We start from the raw sequence: 17,098 nt of genomic DNA on the forward strand, positions 1-17,098 counted from the left end.
CTTCCGATCTCGCTTCGGAGGGCGCCCCCAGTCACGTACGCGAGTAGTCGGCTATTTGCTGGACTTGGCCAGCTTGAGGGCGTAATCCGCCCACCACTCCCCCGCCTTGGGCCCGCCCTTGCACGTGCCGTCCGACTCGCCCGGCCGCTTGACCCACAGATAGGCGTCCACCAGTGGGTCGGCGGTCTTGGTGGTCGGTTCCTCACCGAGCGCACGGCCCGGCGGGTTGCACCAGTTCTCGTCGGCCTTGCCGCTCGTGTACGGCCCGTTGCCGTTGCGGCTGGTGTCGATCACGAAGTGCTTGCCGCCGACCTTCGCGGACAACTGCTTGCCGTACGCGATGGAGTCCTTGGTCGAGTAGAAGTTGGAGACGTTGACCGAGAAGCCGTCGGCCTGGGCGATGCCCGCCCACTTCAGTGGCTCGAAGATCTGGTCGGGGTGGCCCCAGCCCGCATTGCCCGCGTCCAGGTACACCTTCGTGTTCTTCAGGGACTTGAGCTTTCCGATGGCGCTCTTGAGGAGGAAGTAGCGCTCCTCGTGGAACTCGTTCGGTGTGCACTGGTTGACCAGGTGCAGGATCGCATCCGGTTCCAGGATCACGGTGGCCGGCCGGTCGCCGATGCCCTGGGCGACCCCGTCGATCCAGGCCTTGTAGGCGTCGCCGTCCGCGGCGCCGCCCTGGGAGAACTGGCCGCAGTCACGGTGCGGGATGTTGTAGAGGACGAGGATCGCGGACCGGTTCGCCTTCTCCGCGGCCTCGGTGAAGCCGCGCGCCTCCGCCTCCGGGTTCTCCGGGCCGATCCACTCACCGGTCGGCTGCTCGGCGATCTTGCGGATCTGCTCGGCGTCGCTCTTCTTGCCGTCCTTCGCATACCGGGCGACCTGCTCGGCCGCGTTCCCGGACGGGTTGACCCAGAACGGGTCCGAACTCCTGGGCTGCTGGGTGACCTTGGAACCCGACCCGTCGTCTTCGTCGCCGCCCCCGGAGGAGCACCCGGCGAGCAGCAGTGCCGCCCCCGCCACCGCTACGGACGCCCAAGTTCCGGCCCCCTTCTTGCCGTACATCCAACTCCCCCTTGGGTGCACTGTCCGAAGCATCAATCCTGACATACCCACCGCGCCGCTCACGAGATCGCCCGAGCCTTGTCGGCGAGCTGTTACAGCCCCGGACGACCGGGCCGGCGCGGCCGACCGGGGGCAGTCGACGGGCGAAGGAGCATTAGGGATATAAGGGACACGAACTTCCGCCGGCCCACCCGAACCCGGCGGAAACCTCGCATAAATCCGGCCGCCACCTGCGCGCATCACTCTGCGCCACGACTGGTCGACCTGGCGTCAAACAGACTCTAGGCCGTAGCGCTCATCCGTTCTAGAGTTGCCTCAAACGGCCCCAGCCCCCGGCTCGTTACTCAATCCGGCCTGTTCGGATTGGCCCCAGAACCTCCCGCGCCGGTCGCCGGGTTACTCCCGCAGCCCGTGCGCGCGCGGTCGAGGACCAGCCCGGCCGGCGGCTCCGGGGGGAGCGGGCCGCCGGTCGGGCCAGGTGACCTGGCCCCCTCACAGGCCGGTGGCGCTGAGATACGCGGAGACCACGACGTTCGCCGAATAGCTGCGTGTGGCGCGGTCGAACGTGCCGCCGCAGGTGATGAGCCGCAGCTCGGCACGGCCCGACCGGTGTGGTCCGTAGGCCTGTTGGGCGTCGAAGCGGTCGCGTGCGAGGACCCGGACGTCGTCCACGGTGAACTCGGCGACCGTACCGTCGTCGCGGATCACCCGGACCGTCTCGCCGCGCCGCAGCGCGCTGAGCCGGTAGAAGACCGCGGGCCGGGTCTCGGTGTCGACGTGCCCCACGAACAGCGCGGTCCCGGCCGCCCCGGGCTTCGCCCCGCGCGCGTACCAGCCGACCACGCCCGGCTGGTCGAACGGCGGCGGATCGATGGCTCCCCGCGGATCGAGGCCGCGGGACACGACCGGCGCCTGCACCCCCATCGCCGGGATGTCGATGCGCTGCGGCCTGGCCTCCCGGAGCGGCTTGAGCGCGGGCGGCAGCCGCGCCTCCGGCGGCCGACCCACCGCCGCCATGTCGCCGGTGGTCGGCGCCGACGTCCCCTGCCGTACGTCCGTCACCTCGCGCCCCCACAGCCACAGCCCGAGCAGCAGCACCACCCAGGCGACCCCCGCCAGCAGGCGCCCGGTGCCGGAGGAACGCTCCCGCCCGGAACTCTCGGATCTCACCGTCAGTCCACGTCGCGGTTGCGGCGGGCGCCGCGCGCCGCCACGGCGATCGCGGCGACGCTCGCGAGGATGAGGCCGATCACCGCCTGCCGGGTGCCCGGCCCGGCGTTCCGGGCGTCCACGGCGTGCGCGGCGTTCACCGAGTCGAGGTGCGCGGTGCCGCCGCCGCCCGCGTCGACGGGGGCCACCGGCGAGACCGGAGCGGAGGGGGTGGAGAGAGCGGATGCCGTGGCCGAGGAGGGCGGCCCGGGGACGGTGATCCTGCCGGTCACCTTGCCGCCGCGACCGTCGCAGCCGACCTTGATGTCGTACGTGCCGGGTGGGAGCGAGGAGCGGACGCGGGTCTCCCCGACGAGCGTGCCGTCGGCCCTCGCCGCGCCGGTGAGCTGCGCGTCGGTGACGAACGCCCCGGACGTGGCCGTGCCGGTCCGCCCCGCGCAGCCCCGCGCCAGCAGCTGGATGTCGCTGCCCGGGGCGGGGGACGCGGGCGTCACGGAGACGCCCGCGTCGAACGCGTCGGAGACGTGGGCGGTGTCGGCCGCGTACGCGGTGGGGGTGAGCGCAGCCGCGGCCGCCGCCCCGGCACAGAGAGCGAGTCGCAGTGAACCCATCGTGAACCTCCAGTTGTCTGGAGACTCCTCCTACGGACGGGTCGGCGCATCCGGGGAGGGGCGCCGACTGCTCCGTACGAGTTCCTGTGCGTCCGTGCTCCCCTCAGGGGGTTCGGACAGGCGTTCAGATCCGGTCGACGAGGTCCGCGATCGAGTCCACGACCTTCGACGGCCGGTACGGGTACTTCTCGATCTCCGCGGGCGTGGTCAGCCCGGTGAGGACGAGGTAGGTCTCCATCCCGGCCTCCAGTCCGGCGAGGACGTCCGTGTCCATGCGGTCGCCGATCATCGCGCTGGTCTCGGAGTGCGCGCCGATGGCGTTGAGCCCGGTCCGCATCATCAGCGGGTTCGGCTTGCCCGCGAAGTACGGCTGCTTGCCGGTCGCCTTGGTGATCAGTGCGGCGACCGCGCCGGTGGCGGGCAGCGGGCCCTCGGTGGAGGGGCCGGTCTCGTCGGGGTTGGTGCAGATGAAGCGAGCCCCGTTGTTGATGAGCCGCACGGCCTTGGTCATGGCCTCGAAGGAGTAGGTCCGCGTTTCGCCCAGGACGACGTAGTCGGGCTCGTGGTCCGTCAGCACGTACCCGATGTCGTGCAGCGCCGTGGTCAGCCCCGCCTCGCCGATCACGTACGCCGTGCCGCCGGGCCGCTGGTCCTCCAGGAACTTGGCGGTGGCCAGGGCGGAGGTCCAGATGTTCTCGACCGGGACGTCCAGGCCCATGCGCTGCAGGCGGGCGTGCAGGTCACGGGCGGTGTAGATGGAGTTGTTGGTGAGCACCAGGAACGGCCGGCCGGACTCGCGCAGCTTCTTGATGAAGGCGTCGGCGCCGGGAATCGGCACACCCTCGTGGATGAGTACACCGTCCATGTCGGTGAGCCACGATTCGATGGGCTTGCGTTCTGCCATGTGCCGATCTCCTGCCGTACTACGCAAGGGGGTGCTGGGGTGGCCGGTACGACATTGTGCCGACGCGGACAGCCTAATCACGCAGGGCTGATCTTGACCCCGTCGCCCATGTGCGCAGTCCCGGCTGCGGGTGGCGGACCTTCACCGCGTACGTCCCCGCCGCCTGCCGGTCAGCGGCGCCGGAGCCGCAGGCGGCGGGATACGGCGAACAGCGCGGCGCCTGCAGCGAGTACGCCCGCCGCCGCGGCGAGGCCGTACGGCACCGTCGCCGGGTGTCCGGTCCTGGCCAGCTCGCCGGCCGACTCCTTCCGTGCGCCGCCGTCATTGCTGCCGGGGACCCGGGGGCCGTCCACGACGCCGTCGCCGTCTCCGCCGTCGTTCTCGATCCGGAACTTGTACGGGTTCGACTCCCCCACCCAGTCCCCGTCGTCACCGTGCCGCTGCACGACGGCCGCGTTGGCCACGACGTCGTTCGGCACCGCCGCGTCGGAGGTCACGGAGAGCCGCACCTTGACGGTGAGGGTCCGGCCGGGGCCCACGGTGAACCCGGGGAAGCCGTCGTCGAACACCCCGATGTTCTCGTCCTCGTCGCTCCTCTCGAACGCGACGGGGTGCGGGCGCCCGCCCTTGCCGGCGTAGAACTCCAGCCGCGCCTGCTCCGGCCGCAGCGCCCGCTTCTCGTCCACGAGGACGACGACCGGGTGGACGCCGCCGCAGGTGTGCGCGGTGGTGTTGGTGAGGTCGATGTACCAGGTCCCGAACCCACCGCCGACGTCGAAACCGGCGGGGCCCCCGTGGATTCGCGTCCTGACCGGGAAGTCACGGGCGCCCGGGGCGGAGCAGCTGGGGCGGGGGTTCGTGAGGGCGGTGGCGGTGGCCGTGGCGGGCACGAGGGACAGGGCGGCTGCGGTGAACGTGAAGGACAGGGCGAGGGCCGGGGCCAGGGTCGTGCGCAGTCGCTTTCGCATTCGCTTTCGCATGAAGAGCCTTTGCCGATCGGGCCCTCGACCGTGCCATGCGCGCGCGAGCCCACCGGGTCACCACGCCTGCGGCGACCTCTTTCGCTGATGAACTCCGCTCGGTCGGCGGAGCGGGGCGGCGCCTGGGTCTGCGCCAGGGACTGGGGCTGAGGCTGGGGCGGGGCGGGTACTTGGACGCGCGCCTGAGCCCGTGGCTTGGGCGCCGTGCCTGGACCCGTGCTTTGGGCGCCGTACTTGGACGCGCGCCTGGGCCCGTGCCTCGTGCGCCCTGCCTGGACCCGTACCAATGCCCGTACCTAGGGCGCCGTACCTGCATCCGTACCTGGGACGCGGTACCTGGACCCGCGCCCCAGGCGCCGCATCCGGAGCGCCGCACCCGAGACGCCGCACCCAGGCGAACCGTATTCGGCAGCTCGCCCCCAAACTCCCTGTCGCGCCGGCTTACTCGTCCTCAAACGTCGGCCGGCCCCGATCCCCGCCCCTCACCCGTCCCCCCGCCCGAACACCGCCCCCAGCACCAACTGGGCCGCCCCCTCCGCGACCCCCCGCTCCCCACCGGGAGCAACCCGCACCGGGACCCCGGCACGCGCCCCCTCTCGCCCGGCCCGGGCGGCAAGCACCGCCGAGACTCCGTGCACGAACGCCTCCCGGTGCCGGGCCACTGTTCGTCCGCCGAGCAGCAGCACGTCGATGTCCAGCAGTCCCACGAGGTTCGACGCGCCCTCGCCCAGTACGCGAGCCGCCTCGTCCACGGCCCCCCGCTCCACCGCCCCGAGGCACAGCACCTCGATGCACCCCCGGTTCCCGCAGCCGCACACCGGCCCGTCCAGCTGGATGACCTGGTGCCCGAACTCCCCCGCTCCGGTCCTGGCCCCCCGGTGCACGGCGCCGCCGATCACGAGCCCGGCGCCCAGCCCCGTACCGAGATGGAGGTAGGCGAAGGATCCGTGGACGGCTTCCACGGCGCCGCCCACCGCGAGCCCGAGCGCCGCCGCGTTCGTGTCCTTGTCCACCACGACGGGCGCGCCGAGCCGCCGGGCCAGCGAGTCCCGCAGCGGGAACCCGTCCCATTCGGGGAAGCCGGTCACCCGGTGCAGCACACCGCGCCCGTGGTCGAGGGGGCCGGGCAGGGCGACCCCGATCCCGAGCACCGGGGGCCGCCCCGCGAGGAGGGTCTCCACCTCCGCCGCGGCGCCCTCGACCACGGCTTCCGCCCCGGCCCCCAGACCCAGCGCGGCGCGCCGCTCGGCCACCACCGCCCCGGTGAGATCGCAGAGCACGGCCGTCAGCTCGTCGCGGTCGAGGTGGAGCCCGACGGCGTGCCCGGCCTCGGGGACGAGCCGCAGTACGGTGCGCGGCTTGCCGCCGGTGGACGCGCGGCGGCCGGCCTCCGCCGCCAGGCCGTCCGCCCGCAGCCGTGCGGTGATCTTGCTGACGGCCTGCGGGGTCAGCCGGGTCCGCTCGGCGATTTCAAGGCGGCTGATGCCGTCGGGCCCGGCGGTGCGCAGCAGGTCGAGCACGAGGGCGGCGTTGTGACTGCGCAGGGCGAGCAGATTCACCCCGGCCGCACCGGGCACGCCCGCCGCGCCCCGCACGCCCCCCGCACCCCTCGGCGCACCCGCCCCCACCACTGCCCCACCTGCCACGTTCGACTCCCCGCCGGTCCTGTTCACGTACGCCATTCTCCCCCGCGCTTGCACTTTGGCAACAGCGTTGCGAAAGTGGAGGCATGAGTGGACCCATGACGAGCACAGCTTCCGGCGCCGGCTCCCGCCCCGGTTCCCCCCTCCGCGTGGCCCTCGTCGGCTACGGCCTGGCGGGATCCGTCTTCCACGCGCCGCTGATCGCCGCCACCGAGGGCCTCGCCCTCGACACGGTGGTCACCTCGAACCCGGAGCGGCAGGCGCAGGCCCGCGCCGAGTTCGGCGACGGCATCCGCTTCGCGGCCTCCCCCGACGACCTGTGGGCCCGCGCCGAAGAGCTGGACCTGATCGTCATCGCGTCCCCGAACAAGACCCATGTGCCGATCGCGTCCGCCGCGCTCAAGGCGGGTCTGCCCGTCGTCGTGGACAAGCCGATCGCCGGCACCGCCGCCGAGGCGCGCGAGCTCGCCGCCCTCGCCGACGAGCGCGGTCTGCTGCTCTCCGTCTTCCAGAACCGCCGCTGGGACAACGACTTCCTGACCCTCCGCAAGCTCATCGCGGACGGCGAGCTGGGCGAAGTCCAGCGCTTCGAGTCCCGCTTCGAGCGCTGGCGCCCCCAACTCAAGGGCGGCTGGCGCGAGTCCGGCGATCCGGAAGAGATCGGAGGTCTGTTGTACGACCTCGGCAGCCACGTCGTCGACCAGGCGCTCGTCCTGTTCGGCCCGGCGGTCTCGGTGTACGCCGAGGCGGACATCCGCCGCCCGGGCGCCGAGACCGACGACGACACCTTCCTCGCGATCACGCACGAGAACGGCGTCCGCTCCCACCTCTACGCCTCGGCGACCACCGCCCAACTGGGCCCGCGCTTCCGCGTCCTGGGCTCGCGGGCCGGCTATGTGAAGTACGGCCTCGACCCGCAGGAGGCCGCGCTACGCGAGGGCAGGCGCCCGGCGGCCGGTGAGGAATGGGGTGTCGAGCCCGAGAGCATGTGGGGCCACGTCGGCTCCGGGGAGTCCCCGCTGACCGGCGGCGGCCGGCCCGAGCCGACCCTGCCGGGCGCCTACCCCGCGTACTACGCGGCCGTGGCCGCCGCCCTCCGCGACGGCGCCCCGAACCCGGTCACCGCGCTCGAGGCCGCGGCCACCCTCGACGTACTGGAGGCGGCGCGACGCTCGGCCCGCGACGGCGGGGCGGTGTCCCTGTGAGCGCCACGAGCCCCGCACCCGCCCCCGCTGCCCCCTCGATCGCCGAACTGGAGGAGCAGGAGCGCCGCCTGACGCTCCCTCACTTCGACCACGACGACGCGTGGACCCTCGGTTCGCTCCTCGTCGAACTGGCCCGGCAGCGCCGTGCGCCCGTCGCGATCGACATCCGCCGCGGCGGCCAGCAGCTCTTCCACGCGGCGCTGCCCGGTTCGACCCCGGACAACGACGCCTGGATCGACCGCAAGCGCCGCGTCGTCGAGCGCTACGGCTGCTCCTCCTACCTCGTCGGCTCCCGCTTCCGCGCCAAGGGCACGACCTTCGAGGACTCCTCGCGCCTGGACCCGGACACGTACGCGGCCCACGGCGGCGCGTTCCCGATCACGGTCGAGGGCGCGGGCGTCATCGGCACGGTGGTGGTCTCCGGACTGCCCCAGATCGAGGACCACGCGATGGTGGTCGAGGCCCTGGAGCGGTTCAGGTCCTAGGAGTGCGTACGGGGTCGGGGGCTCCCCCCGACCCCGTACGCGAAGCCGCAGCCTCAGCCTCGGAAAGTACTACGCGTCCTTCAGCTCCTGGCGCTGCCGCCCCAGCCCCTCGATCTCCAGCTCCACGACGTCCCCGGCCCGCAGGAACGGCTTCGGCTCCGGATGGCCCATGGCGACCCCGGCCGGCGTACCGGTGTTGATGACGTCGCCCGGGTACAGGGTCATGAACTGGCTTACGTAGCGGACCACTTCGGCGACCGGGAAGATCTGCTCGGCGGTCGTGCCGTTCTGCTTCGGTTCGCCGTTGACCCAGAGCTTCAGCGACAGGTTCTGCGGGTCCGGGACCTCGTCGGCGGTCACCAGCCACGGGCCGAGCGGGTTGAACGTCTCGCAGTTCTTGCCCTTGTCCCAGGTGCCGCCGCGCTCGATCTGGAACTCGCGCTCGGAGACGTCGTGCGCCACCGCGTACCCGGCGACGTGCGCGAGCGCCTCCTCGTGCGAGGCGAGATAGCGGGCGGTCCGCCCGATGACGATCGCCAGCTCCACCTCCCAGTCCGTCTTGGTGGAGCCGCGCGGCACGAGCACGGTGTCGTACGGGCCGATCACCGTGTCCGCGGCCTTGAAGAAGATCACCGGCTCGGCGGGCGGCTCGGCACCGGTCTCCCGGGCGTGGTCGTGGTAGTTCAGCCCGATGCACACGACCTTGCCTATGCGTGCGACCGGCGGTCCGACGCGCAGTCCGGCCGCGTCGAGCACCGGCAGCTCGCCGGAATCGGCGGCGGCCCGTACGCGGCCGAGGGCCTCGTCGTCCGCGAGCAGCGCGCCGTCGACGTCCGGGACGACGCCCGACAGATCCCGCAGGCTTCCCTCGGCGTCCAGCAGCGCAGGTCGCTCCGCTCCCGCCGTACCGACTCGCAGCAGCTTCATGATCACAATCTCCCTCGATCGCGGCAGCCCAGCCGATGGGTGCAGCCATCGGAGGACTGGTCGATCCTCCAAGCTCGGCGTCCAGTCCGCAATACCCCGTTCACGGACTGGACCGTAACCTCGCCTTCCGCCGCGGCTACACGAGTGCCGCCGCGGGCGCCGCCCCCGGCATGTCCCGGTACAGCACCGCCCGCTCGACCGCGCTCCATGTGGTGCTCGTCACCACGTACAGCGCGGCGGCCAGCGGCACCACGGCCACGGTGAAGAGGGTGAAGAAGGACATGAACGGCATGAACTTGTTGATCGCGCCCATCCCCGGCGTCTGCTGCCCGTCCGCACCGGCCTGGACGGGGTTCGCCGCCATCATCCGCTTCGTGCGCAGGTAATTGAAGGTCGCGACGGCCGCGACGAGGACGAACAGGCCGAGGTAGACCAGCCCCGGCGCCCCGAACACCCCGCCGTCGCCCAGAGCGTCCGCCCACCGGTCGCCGAGCGGCGCCGCGAGCAGCTTGTGGCCGAGCAGGGCGTTCGCCTCGCCGCCGATCCGCGAGCTGGAGAACAGGTGGTAGAGGAGGAAGAAGGCCGGCATCTGCAGGAGGCTGGGCAGGCAGCCGGACAGCGGCGACACCTTCTCCTCCGCGTGCAGCGCCATCAGCGCCTTCTGGAACTCCTCCGGCTTCTTCTTGTGCTTCTTGCGCAGCTCGGCGATCTGCGGCTGCAGCTTGGCGCGCGCCCGCTGCCCTCGCGCCGCCGCCCGGGACAGGGGGTGCACGAGAAGCCGTACGAGCGCGGTGAACAGAACGATCGCGGCAGCCGCCGCGGAGGCGTGGAACAGCGGCTGGAGCAGATCGGCCAGCCCGTCGACCAGACTGGCGAAAACGGACATGAATGCGGACATGGGTGAGCCCTCCGAGGGTCTCGTCGTGCCGGAGCGAACGAACGCGCAGAAACTGCGCACAGCGGCATGACGACCCGCGCGGGGGCCGGTACTACCAGGGTTCCCCTACGCGGCGGCCGTCAGGAGGGCACGCCCGGGCGCTCGGGGGCGCGGGCGCCCCGAGGCGTCGGGATCGCGTTGGGGCAGGAACGCCGTACGTCGCTCACGGTCGCGGATGGCCGTACGGACGCGCGTACGCGGTACGGCGGGGGCGCAGCGTGCGGCGATGACGGCGCAGACGGCGAGCGCGGAGCCGGCCGCGGCGGTCGCCGCGAAGGCGACGGCGGCGGAGAGGCTGCCGGTGTCGAGCACGGCGACTTCGAGGAGCAGCACGAGGAGCACGGCGGCGGGGCGCATGTTCGCCCAGGTCCGAATCCGGATCATGAACCTGCTCCCCCTCCCCTGCTGGTCGTCTGCTGGTCTTCTGCTCGACGTACTCGACGTCGTACTCGTCCTGCCGTTATACAGGATGCCGCCACACGGGATCCTGTCGCACAGTCTCCGTCCCGATCGGCTGGAGCAGCCGCTTCGGGCTGAGCAGAGCGCGGCTGACCGGGTCCGCCGGGTCCGGGTCGAGTCCGGGGCCCGGCAGCATTTCGACGTCGGGGACGGGGACGACGGTTCCGCAGTCGGGGCACTCGCCGTACGGGCCGAGTTCCCGGTCCGTGCCGCAGGTCGCGTGCCGGAAGAGGCGCAGCCGGGTCTCCGTGTAGTGCTCGCGGCCCCATACGCCGAGCGATCGCAGGGTCGGCCACAGCGCGAGGCCGCGGTCGGTGACGACGTACTCGTCGCGCGGCGGCGACTCCTGATAGCGGCGCTTCTCAAGGATCCCCTCGGCGGTGAGCGCCTGGAGGCGTGCCGCGAGGACCGCGCGCGGGATGCCGAGGTGGACGAGGAAGTCGTTGTACCGCCGTACGCCGTAGAGCGCGTCGCGGACGATGAGCAGCGTCCAGCGTTCCCCGACGACTTCGAGCGCCCGGGCGATCGAGCACTCCTGCGTGACGTAGTCCTTGCCCAGAGCCATGCCTGCCACTCTAGCGACTTTTCGACGACTTGGTTCAGTGAACGAACCTTGGGTGTTACGGTCGTACCGCAGCCACAGTTCAATGACCGAACTCACCCTCTGAGAGACAGCCATGACAGGGCTCGACCGCACGACCTCCGCCACCACCGCCCAACCGGCCGCACCATCGGCCGCCCGTCCCGCAGCCCCCGCGCAGCCGTCCCCGCGGGCCACCCCCACCCTCGCCGTCACCAGCGCCGCCACCGCCGTGACCCTGATGGCGTACACCGCGCCGATGGTCACGCTCCCCGACATCGCCGGCGCCCTGCACACCTCGGTCTCCGCCCAGGCATGGCTGCTCAACGGCACCCCGCTGGGCCTGGCCGCGCTTCTTCTGGTCGCGGGCAGCCTCGCGGACGACTACGGCCGCCGCCGGATCTTCCTCGCCGGCACGGTCGCGCTCGGCGTCACCACGGCGCTGGGCGCACTCGCGACCTCGACCTGGCTGTTCACGCTGGCCCGCATCGCGCAGGGCGCGGCGAGCGCGGCGATCCTCGCCAGCAGCCTCGGCCTGCTCGTGCACGCCTTCCCGTCCCCCCGGGGCCGGCTGCACGCGACCGGGGTGTGGGGCGCGTTCGTCAGCGGCGGCATCGCGGTCGGTCCGCTGCTGGCCGGGGCAATGCCCAACTGGCGTACGGCGTACGGGATTCTGGGCGCCGCCGCGCTCGTCGTCGCCGCCCTCGGCACCCGGACCCTCACCGAGTCCCGGGCCCCGCGCGGCGGCCGCCCCGACCTGGCCGGCGCCGTCACGTTCGGGCTCGCGCTGGTCTCCCTGGTGGCCGCGCTGACGCTGGGGCGAGACGGCTGGCTGCGACCGTCGGTGGGCGGTCTGCTCGCCGCCACCGTCGCCCTGACCACCGCGTTCGTGCTCGTGGAACGCCGCACCCGCACGCCCATGATCGACCTCGGCCTGCTGCGCCACCGACCCTTCCTCGCCTCCTCCGCGGGCGGTCTGTTCACGGGTTTCGCGGTGATCGGACTGTTCAGCTTCCTGCCCGCGCTGCTTCAGCAGTCGCTCGGCCTGTCCGCGATGGACACCGCGTGGCTGTTCCTGCTCTGGTCCGGGCTGTCCTTCGGCGTCGCCCTGCAGGCACGCCGCCTCGCGGGCCGGGTCTCACCGCGCCACCAACTCGCCCTCGGTTTCGCGCTGCACGCGGCCGGCGTCCTGACGATGCTCGGCGCCCTCGACGCCGGTTCCTGGACGCGGCTGCTGCCCGGCTTCATCGTCTCCGGGATCGGCAGTGGCCTGCTCAACGCCGCGCTCCCGCTCCTCGCCGTCGAGTCCGTCCCGGCGGCCCGCGCGGCGATGGGCTCGGGCGCGCAGCAGACCTTCCGCTACATCGGCTCGTGCGCGGGCGTCGCCCTGACGATCGCCCTGGTGACGTCCACCCAGTCCCTCGCCCACGGCGCGGACCTCGCGATCGCTGTCTCGGCGGGGCTCGCGGTGGTGGCGGCGGCGAGTGTGGTGGTGCTCCGGGAGCGGGGGTGAACCAGCCAGGACCAGGTGGGTGGTTCGGGCTCAGGGGTGCGGGCTTAGGGTGCTGATCATGGCGGCAACGAACTCGAACTCGAGCGCGAACTCGGCCGCGGAGGAGCAGCGACGACTGCTGCGGGCGGCCGCGGAGCTCGGTGACCCCGATGCGCAATTCCGGCTCGGCAAAGTCCTGTTGGAGCAGTGGCGCGGCGAGGAGGCCAAGCGCTGGCTCGTACCGCTGGCCGAGGACGGTCACGCGGCCGCGGTACAGGCGCTGGCCTGGTATGCCAGCCGCCTCGCACACAACGACGCCGCCTACGAAGCCGAGGCCGAACACTGGCTGCGCCGCGAGGCCGAGGTCCGCCAGGACCCCGACTGGCTGGTGACGATGGCCCAGGAGATGCGCCGCTGGGCCTCGGGGCGCGTAGCCGAGGCCGAGGCACTGGTCGCCGGGATGGCACGGGCGGGCAGTGCGCGGGCCGCCGGTCAACTCGGCTACTGGAAGCGGCGGGACGGGGACGTGGCGGGCGCCGTGGAGTGGTACCGGCTCGCGGTCGAGCTGGGCAACCGGTTCGCGTGGCGGGACCTCGGCGGCTGCCTCGCCGCCCTGGGCCGCCTCGCGGAGGCGGAGGAGGTGTACCGGCCACGCGCCGACGCCGGGGACTCGGTGGCGTACTACGAACTCGCGGCGGTGCTCCACGCACAGGGCAAGGGCCCGAAGATCGAACCACCGGGGCCACCTCAGCTCTGACCCGGGTCGCCCCGGTGCAACCACAGCCGCCTGTCGGTGCGTGTTCACGCTTATGTCCGCCAAGTCGGCCTTATCGAGGCGCCGTTCGCTCTATCCGAGGCTCTTTCTGCTGGGCATCGCCCTGCTCTGCACAGGGCTGATCACGCTGTACGCCAACAACCACTCGTCGCCGGCCAACAACGGCGGCAACGGCAGCAGCGGTGGCACGACATGCGGCTCCGGGGATCGCTCCTGCGCCACGCCGACCACCCCGACGGAATCCTCCCTGCCGACCACTCAACAACCCACGGACGGTCAGACGGACCGGACAGAGGAACCGACAGACGATCCGACGGATGAGCCCACAGACGATCCGACGGATGAGCCCACGAGCAGCCCGACGCACGGCCCCGACGGCAACGCCCCCAACCCCCAGGCCGGCAGCGCATCCGACATGGTCAACGCCCTGGGTGCGCTCACGTCCGGCGTCGGCACGCTCCTCACCGGCGCGGCCGCAGTCCTGATGGCACGGCGCGAACGGAACTCCCGCACCCCCGTGGCGCCGCCCCCGGCCGAACCGGCCACCTCCCCACAGGGCGAGGGAAACGGCTAGGGGGCATCCGGCGGATTCCGACTGGGCTCCTACCTGGGCCGCATCGACCGCAGTTTGCCCCAGACCACGAGCCGGTACCTGGAGGTGTACTCGGGGGTGCAGGTGGTGAGGGTGATGTAGTACCCCGGGTCGGTGTACCCGTACGACGGCCGGACGGTGCTGCGGGGGACGGCACGGATGACGCCGTCGTCGCGCGCCGAGGTCTGCGGCAGGGTCTTGTCGACGACATACGTGAAGGTGGCGGCCTTCGTCTCGACGGTGAGCGTGTCGCCGGACCGCAGCCGGTTGAGGTACCGGAAGGGCTCGCCGTGGGTGTTGCGGTGCCCGGCGAGCGCGAAGTTCCCTGCCCGCCCTGGCTGTTGGGTGCCTTTGTAGTGGCCGACGTAGCCCTTGTTGAGGACGTCCTGCTTGCTGACCCCTTCGGCGACGGGGACGCGGAGGCCGAGGCGGGGGATGCGGAGTACGGCGTAGGCCTGGGACCAACTGGGGTGGACGCCGGTGGTGTTGACGGTGGCGGTGCCGGCGGCGGCCCGGCGCCCCTGGCCGCCGCCGGAGGAGGAGGAAGAGGTGGAGGACGTATCGCCGGAGCCGTCATCCGAGCCGCCATCGGGATCGGCGAGGCGGGAGGGATCGGTGGCCGGGGCGGTGTTCCCCGGCCGGGACTGCGTCCCCCACGCCTTCTCCAGGGCTTGGACCTGTCTCTCGGCGCCCGCGCGGGCCTGCCGGTTGGTCCACCACAGCTGGTGCACGACGAGGAGCATGAGGACGACGCCGACGGTGACGAGGACCTCGCCGCCGGTCCACAGGGCGCGCCTGCGCAGGGCACTCCGCCGCCGAGTGCGGTGATGCACCACGGGTGCCCTCATGCGTACGCCCCTTTCGGCCCCCTTCGGCCCCTTCGTCCCCGTCGGCCCACTGAGGCCTCCTCGCCGCGGGCCGCACGATAGGGGGCGCTTCCTCAAGTCACCAGCCCCGTACGCGTACGGAATCCCGAACAGAATCCGGTCGTCTTCGTACAGCGGTTAGAGAAAGGGCTGTCTGAACTCTCGACAACCCACGCGTCACACCCGATGCTTCCGAGGGACGACGCCTCCCCGCGTCCCGCAACGCCGCACAGCTCCCCCTGGCGCGCACTCCCTGGCGCCCACCCCCGGCCCCCGCACCCGGAGATGACATGACCGCACCAGAGCAATCGAAGCCCACCTCCCCCCTCCGCCGCAGAGCGCTGCTGGCCGCCGCCGGTGGCGCGGTGCTCGGCGGTGTGCTCGGCACGGGCACCGCACGGGCGGACGCAACGATCGCCGTCAACCCCGGTACCTCGTACGGGAAATGGGAGGGCTGGGGCACCTCGCTCGCCTGGTGGGCCAACGTGTTCGGCGCCCGCGACGACTTCGCCGACATCTTCTTCACCACGAAGTCGGTGACGTACGGCGGGAAGTCGCTTCCCGGCCTGGGCCTGAACATCGCCCGCTACAACCTGGGCGCGTGCAGCTGGAACAGCGTGGGCGGCACGACGATGACCGCCTCCGCCAACATCCCGGCGTTCAAGCAGATCGAGGGCTACTGGCAGGACTGGAACAACGAGGACCCCACGTCCTCGGCGTGGGACTGGACGGCCGACGCCAACCAGCGCTCCATGCTCACTAAGGCGGTGTCGCGCGGCGCGACGACGGAACTCTTCGCCAACTCGCCGATGTGGTGGATGTGTTCCAACCACAATCCCTCCGGCGCCTCCGGAGGCGGCAACAACCTCCAGACCTGGAACTACCGCCAGCACGCCTCGCATCTCGCCGCCGTGGCGCTGTACGCAAAGAACAACTGGGGCGTGAACTTCGCGACGGTCGACGCCTTCAACGAGCCGTCCTCCAGCTGGTGGACCGCCACCGGCACCCAGGAGGGCTGCCACATGGACGCCTCCGTCCAGGCCGCCGTGCTCCCGTACCTGCGCAGCGAGTTGAACAGCCGCGGCCTGACCGGAACACGTATCTCCGCCTCGGACGAGACGAGTTACGACCTGGCGCGCACGACGTGGAACACCTTCAGCTCGACGACGAAGGGGTACGTCAACCAGGTCAACGTGCACGGCTACCAGGGCTCCGGCGGCCGCCGCGACCTCCTCTACACGGACGTGGTGACCACGGCGGGCAAGAAGCTGTGGAACTCGGAGACCGGCGACAAGGACGCCACCGGCCTCACCCTCGCCAGCAACCTCTGCCTGGACTTCCGCTGGCTGCACCCCACGGCTTGGGTCTACTGGCAGGTGATGGACCCGAGCTCCGGCTGGGCCATGATCGCCTATGACGCGGGCACCCTCCAGCCGACCACGGTCCAGACGAAGTACTACGTGATGGCCCAGTTCAGCCGCCACATCCGCCCCGGCATGACGATCATCGACACGGGTGTGGGCTACGCGGCGGCGGCGTACGACGCGACGGCGAAGCGCCTGGTCATCGTGGCCGTGAACACCGCCACCTCCGCCCAGACCCTGACCTTCGACCTCTCCCGCTTCTCGACGGTGACGGGCGGCTCGGGCGGCCTGGTCCGCCGCTGGAACACGGTCACCGGCGGCGGTGGCGACCTCTACACCGCCCACTCGGACACGTATCTGAGCGGGAAGTCGCTGGCGCTGTCGTTCGCGGCGGGCGCGGTGCAGACGCTGGAGATCGACGGGGTGACGTTGTGAGGGACCGGCAAAGGCAACCCCTTGGTTGCCTCTTCAACTCACCGCCCCCATAAGCTCCCTGGCCATGAACTCGTACTGGTTGCTGACCCTGATCCCGTTCCTCGCCGGCCTGGCCCTGACCGGCCAGCAGGCCATGAAGGCGATCACCGAACACGTTCTGCGCCGCACCGCCCGCCGCCTGGAGGGCACGGTCACCGGCCATGTGGCGACGCGCGAGGCGTCGTACGCCACTCTGAACGCGGTGGTGCGCTGGACCGGCGAGGACGGCACCGAGCACGAGCGCGCCGTCCCCGGCATGATCAACGCCCGCAGCCTCTCCGAGGGCAGCCGCGTCCACGTCCTGAGCACCCCCGGCTCCCCGGAGTCGGTGGTGCTGGACTCGCCGGAGCGCTATCGCGCGGCGATATACGGCGTCTGGCTCGGCGTCCTGCTGTGGGCGGGCGCGCTGACGGCGGTGCTGATCAGAATCGCGACGCTGCTGCCGGAGCACTACTACCGCTACTGAGGTCTGGGGGGGGGGGGGGGGGGGGGGGGGGGGGGGGGGGGGGGGGGGGGGGGGGGGGGGGGGGGGGGGGGGGGGGGGGGGGGGGGGGGGGGGGGGGGGGGGG

At 72.0% G+C, this 17,098-nt stretch carries 18 protein-coding genes; 7 read left to right on the top strand and 11 right to left on the bottom strand.

Annotated features, from left to right (window positions below; all coding sequences use genetic code 11):
• Positions 1–51 precede the first annotated feature (51 nt).
• The 6 genes from ACN6LB_RS43840 to ACN6LB_RS43865 form a co-directional block, all read right to left on the bottom strand.
• Entirely contained in the window at positions 52–1,065 is a 1,014-nt protein-coding gene (locus tag ACN6LB_RS43840; RefSeq protein ID WP_445030790.1) for a glycoside hydrolase family 6 protein, read from the bottom strand.
• 492 nt (positions 1,066–1,557) lie between these two features.
• A complete protein-coding gene (locus tag ACN6LB_RS43845) occupies positions 1,558–2,235 on the bottom strand; it encodes a class F sortase (protein WP_445030791.1) in 678 nt (225 codons plus the stop codon).
• A gap of 2 nt (positions 2,236–2,237) precedes the next feature.
• Positions 2,238–2,846, bottom strand: a complete 609-nt coding sequence (locus ACN6LB_RS43850; protein ID WP_445030792.1) for a hypothetical protein — start codon at positions 2,844–2,846, stop codon at positions 2,238–2,240.
• Between the two features lie 124 nt (positions 2,847–2,970).
• Positions 2,971–3,750, bottom strand: a complete 780-nt coding sequence (locus ACN6LB_RS43855) for an HAD-IIA family hydrolase (RefSeq protein ID WP_356145131.1) — start codon at positions 3,748–3,750, stop codon at positions 2,971–2,973.
• A gap of 170 nt (positions 3,751–3,920) precedes the next feature.
• Positions 3,921–4,718 carry a hypothetical protein gene (locus tag ACN6LB_RS43860; RefSeq protein ID WP_445030793.1) on the bottom strand — a complete coding sequence of 266 codons (798 nt, stop codon included), beginning with the start codon at positions 4,716–4,718 and terminating at the stop codon, positions 3,921–3,923.
• A gap of 494 nt (positions 4,719–5,212) precedes the next feature.
• A complete protein-coding gene (locus ACN6LB_RS43865) occupies positions 5,213–6,412 on the bottom strand; it encodes an ROK family transcriptional regulator (protein ID WP_445030794.1) in 1,200 nt (399 codons plus the stop codon).
• Positions 6,413–6,471: 59 nt separating this feature from the next.
• Here ACN6LB_RS43865 and ACN6LB_RS43870 point away from each other — a divergent pair, with 59 nt between their 5' ends.
• Both ACN6LB_RS43870 and ACN6LB_RS43875 read left to right on the top strand, forming a co-directional pair.
• Positions 6,472–7,578: a Gfo/Idh/MocA family oxidoreductase gene (locus ACN6LB_RS43870; protein ID WP_445030795.1), complete on the top strand. Its 1,107-nt coding sequence runs from the start codon at positions 6,472–6,474 to the stop codon at positions 7,576–7,578.
• Positions 7,575–8,063: a heme-degrading domain-containing protein gene (locus tag ACN6LB_RS43875; RefSeq protein ID WP_445030796.1), complete on the top strand. Its 489-nt coding sequence runs from the start codon at positions 7,575–7,577 to the stop codon at positions 8,061–8,063. The genes ACN6LB_RS43870 and ACN6LB_RS43875 overlap by 4 nt, the downstream gene beginning before the upstream one ends.
• Before the next feature lie 69 nt (positions 8,064–8,132).
• Here ACN6LB_RS43875 and ACN6LB_RS43880 read toward each other — a convergent pair whose 3' ends face one another.
• The 4 genes from ACN6LB_RS43880 to ACN6LB_RS43895 form a co-directional block, all read right to left on the bottom strand.
• Positions 8,133–8,990, bottom strand: coding sequence for a fumarylacetoacetate hydrolase family protein (locus tag ACN6LB_RS43880; RefSeq protein ID WP_356145143.1), 858 nt, complete (start codon positions 8,988–8,990; stop codon positions 8,133–8,135).
• Between the two features lie 136 nt (positions 8,991–9,126).
• Positions 9,127–9,888 (bottom strand): YidC/Oxa1 family membrane protein insertase, encoded by a 762-nt coding sequence (locus tag ACN6LB_RS43885; RefSeq protein ID WP_356145145.1) that lies wholly within the window; start codon positions 9,886–9,888, stop codon positions 9,127–9,129.
• A 105-nt stretch (positions 9,889–9,993) separates the two neighbouring features.
• Positions 9,994–10,311, bottom strand: a complete 318-nt coding sequence (locus ACN6LB_RS43890; protein ID WP_356145147.1) for a DUF6412 domain-containing protein — start codon at positions 10,309–10,311, stop codon at positions 9,994–9,996.
• 76 nt (positions 10,312–10,387) lie between these two features.
• Positions 10,388–10,951: a winged helix-turn-helix transcriptional regulator gene (locus ACN6LB_RS43895; RefSeq protein WP_445030797.1), complete on the bottom strand. Its 564-nt coding sequence runs from the start codon at positions 10,949–10,951 to the stop codon at positions 10,388–10,390.
• 112 nt (positions 10,952–11,063) lie between these two features.
• Here ACN6LB_RS43895 and ACN6LB_RS43900 point away from each other — a divergent pair, with 112 nt between their 5' ends.
• Genes ACN6LB_RS43900 through ACN6LB_RS43910 form a run of 3 tightly spaced genes read left to right on the top strand, consistent with a single transcriptional unit; the run spans position 11,064 to position 13,807 of the window.
• Positions 11,064–12,479, top strand: coding sequence for an MFS transporter (locus ACN6LB_RS43900; protein WP_445030798.1), 1,416 nt, complete (start codon positions 11,064–11,066; stop codon positions 12,477–12,479).
• Positions 12,480–12,537: 58 nt separating this feature from the next.
• A complete protein-coding gene (locus tag ACN6LB_RS43905; protein WP_445030799.1) occupies positions 12,538–13,215 on the top strand; it encodes a hypothetical protein in 678 nt (225 codons plus the stop codon).
• 52 nt (positions 13,216–13,267) lie between these two features.
• On the top strand, positions 13,268–13,807 hold the full coding sequence (locus ACN6LB_RS43910; RefSeq protein WP_445030800.1) for a hypothetical protein: 540 nt from the start codon (positions 13,268–13,270) through the stop codon (positions 13,805–13,807).
• Positions 13,808–13,836: 29 nt separating this feature from the next.
• Here the strand turns inward: ACN6LB_RS43910 and ACN6LB_RS43915 are convergent, their stop codons facing one another.
• Positions 13,837–14,673, bottom strand: coding sequence for a class E sortase (locus tag ACN6LB_RS43915; protein WP_445030801.1), 837 nt, complete (start codon positions 14,671–14,673; stop codon positions 13,837–13,839).
• Between the two features lie 308 nt (positions 14,674–14,981).
• Here ACN6LB_RS43915 and ACN6LB_RS43920 point away from each other — a divergent pair, with 308 nt between their 5' ends.
• Both ACN6LB_RS43920 and ACN6LB_RS43925 read left to right on the top strand, forming a co-directional pair.
• Positions 14,982–16,490 carry a beta-1,6-galactanase gene (locus ACN6LB_RS43920; protein ID WP_445030802.1) on the top strand — a complete coding sequence of 503 codons (1,509 nt, stop codon included), beginning with the start codon at positions 14,982–14,984 and terminating at the stop codon, positions 16,488–16,490.
• A 64-nt stretch (positions 16,491–16,554) separates the two neighbouring features.
• Positions 16,555–16,995, top strand: a complete 441-nt coding sequence (locus ACN6LB_RS43925; protein WP_356145163.1) for a DUF3592 domain-containing protein — start codon at positions 16,555–16,557, stop codon at positions 16,993–16,995.
• The last annotated feature ends 103 nt before the right edge of the window (positions 16,996–17,098 follow it).

The organism is Streptomyces sp. SAS_270, assembly GCF_052543295.1.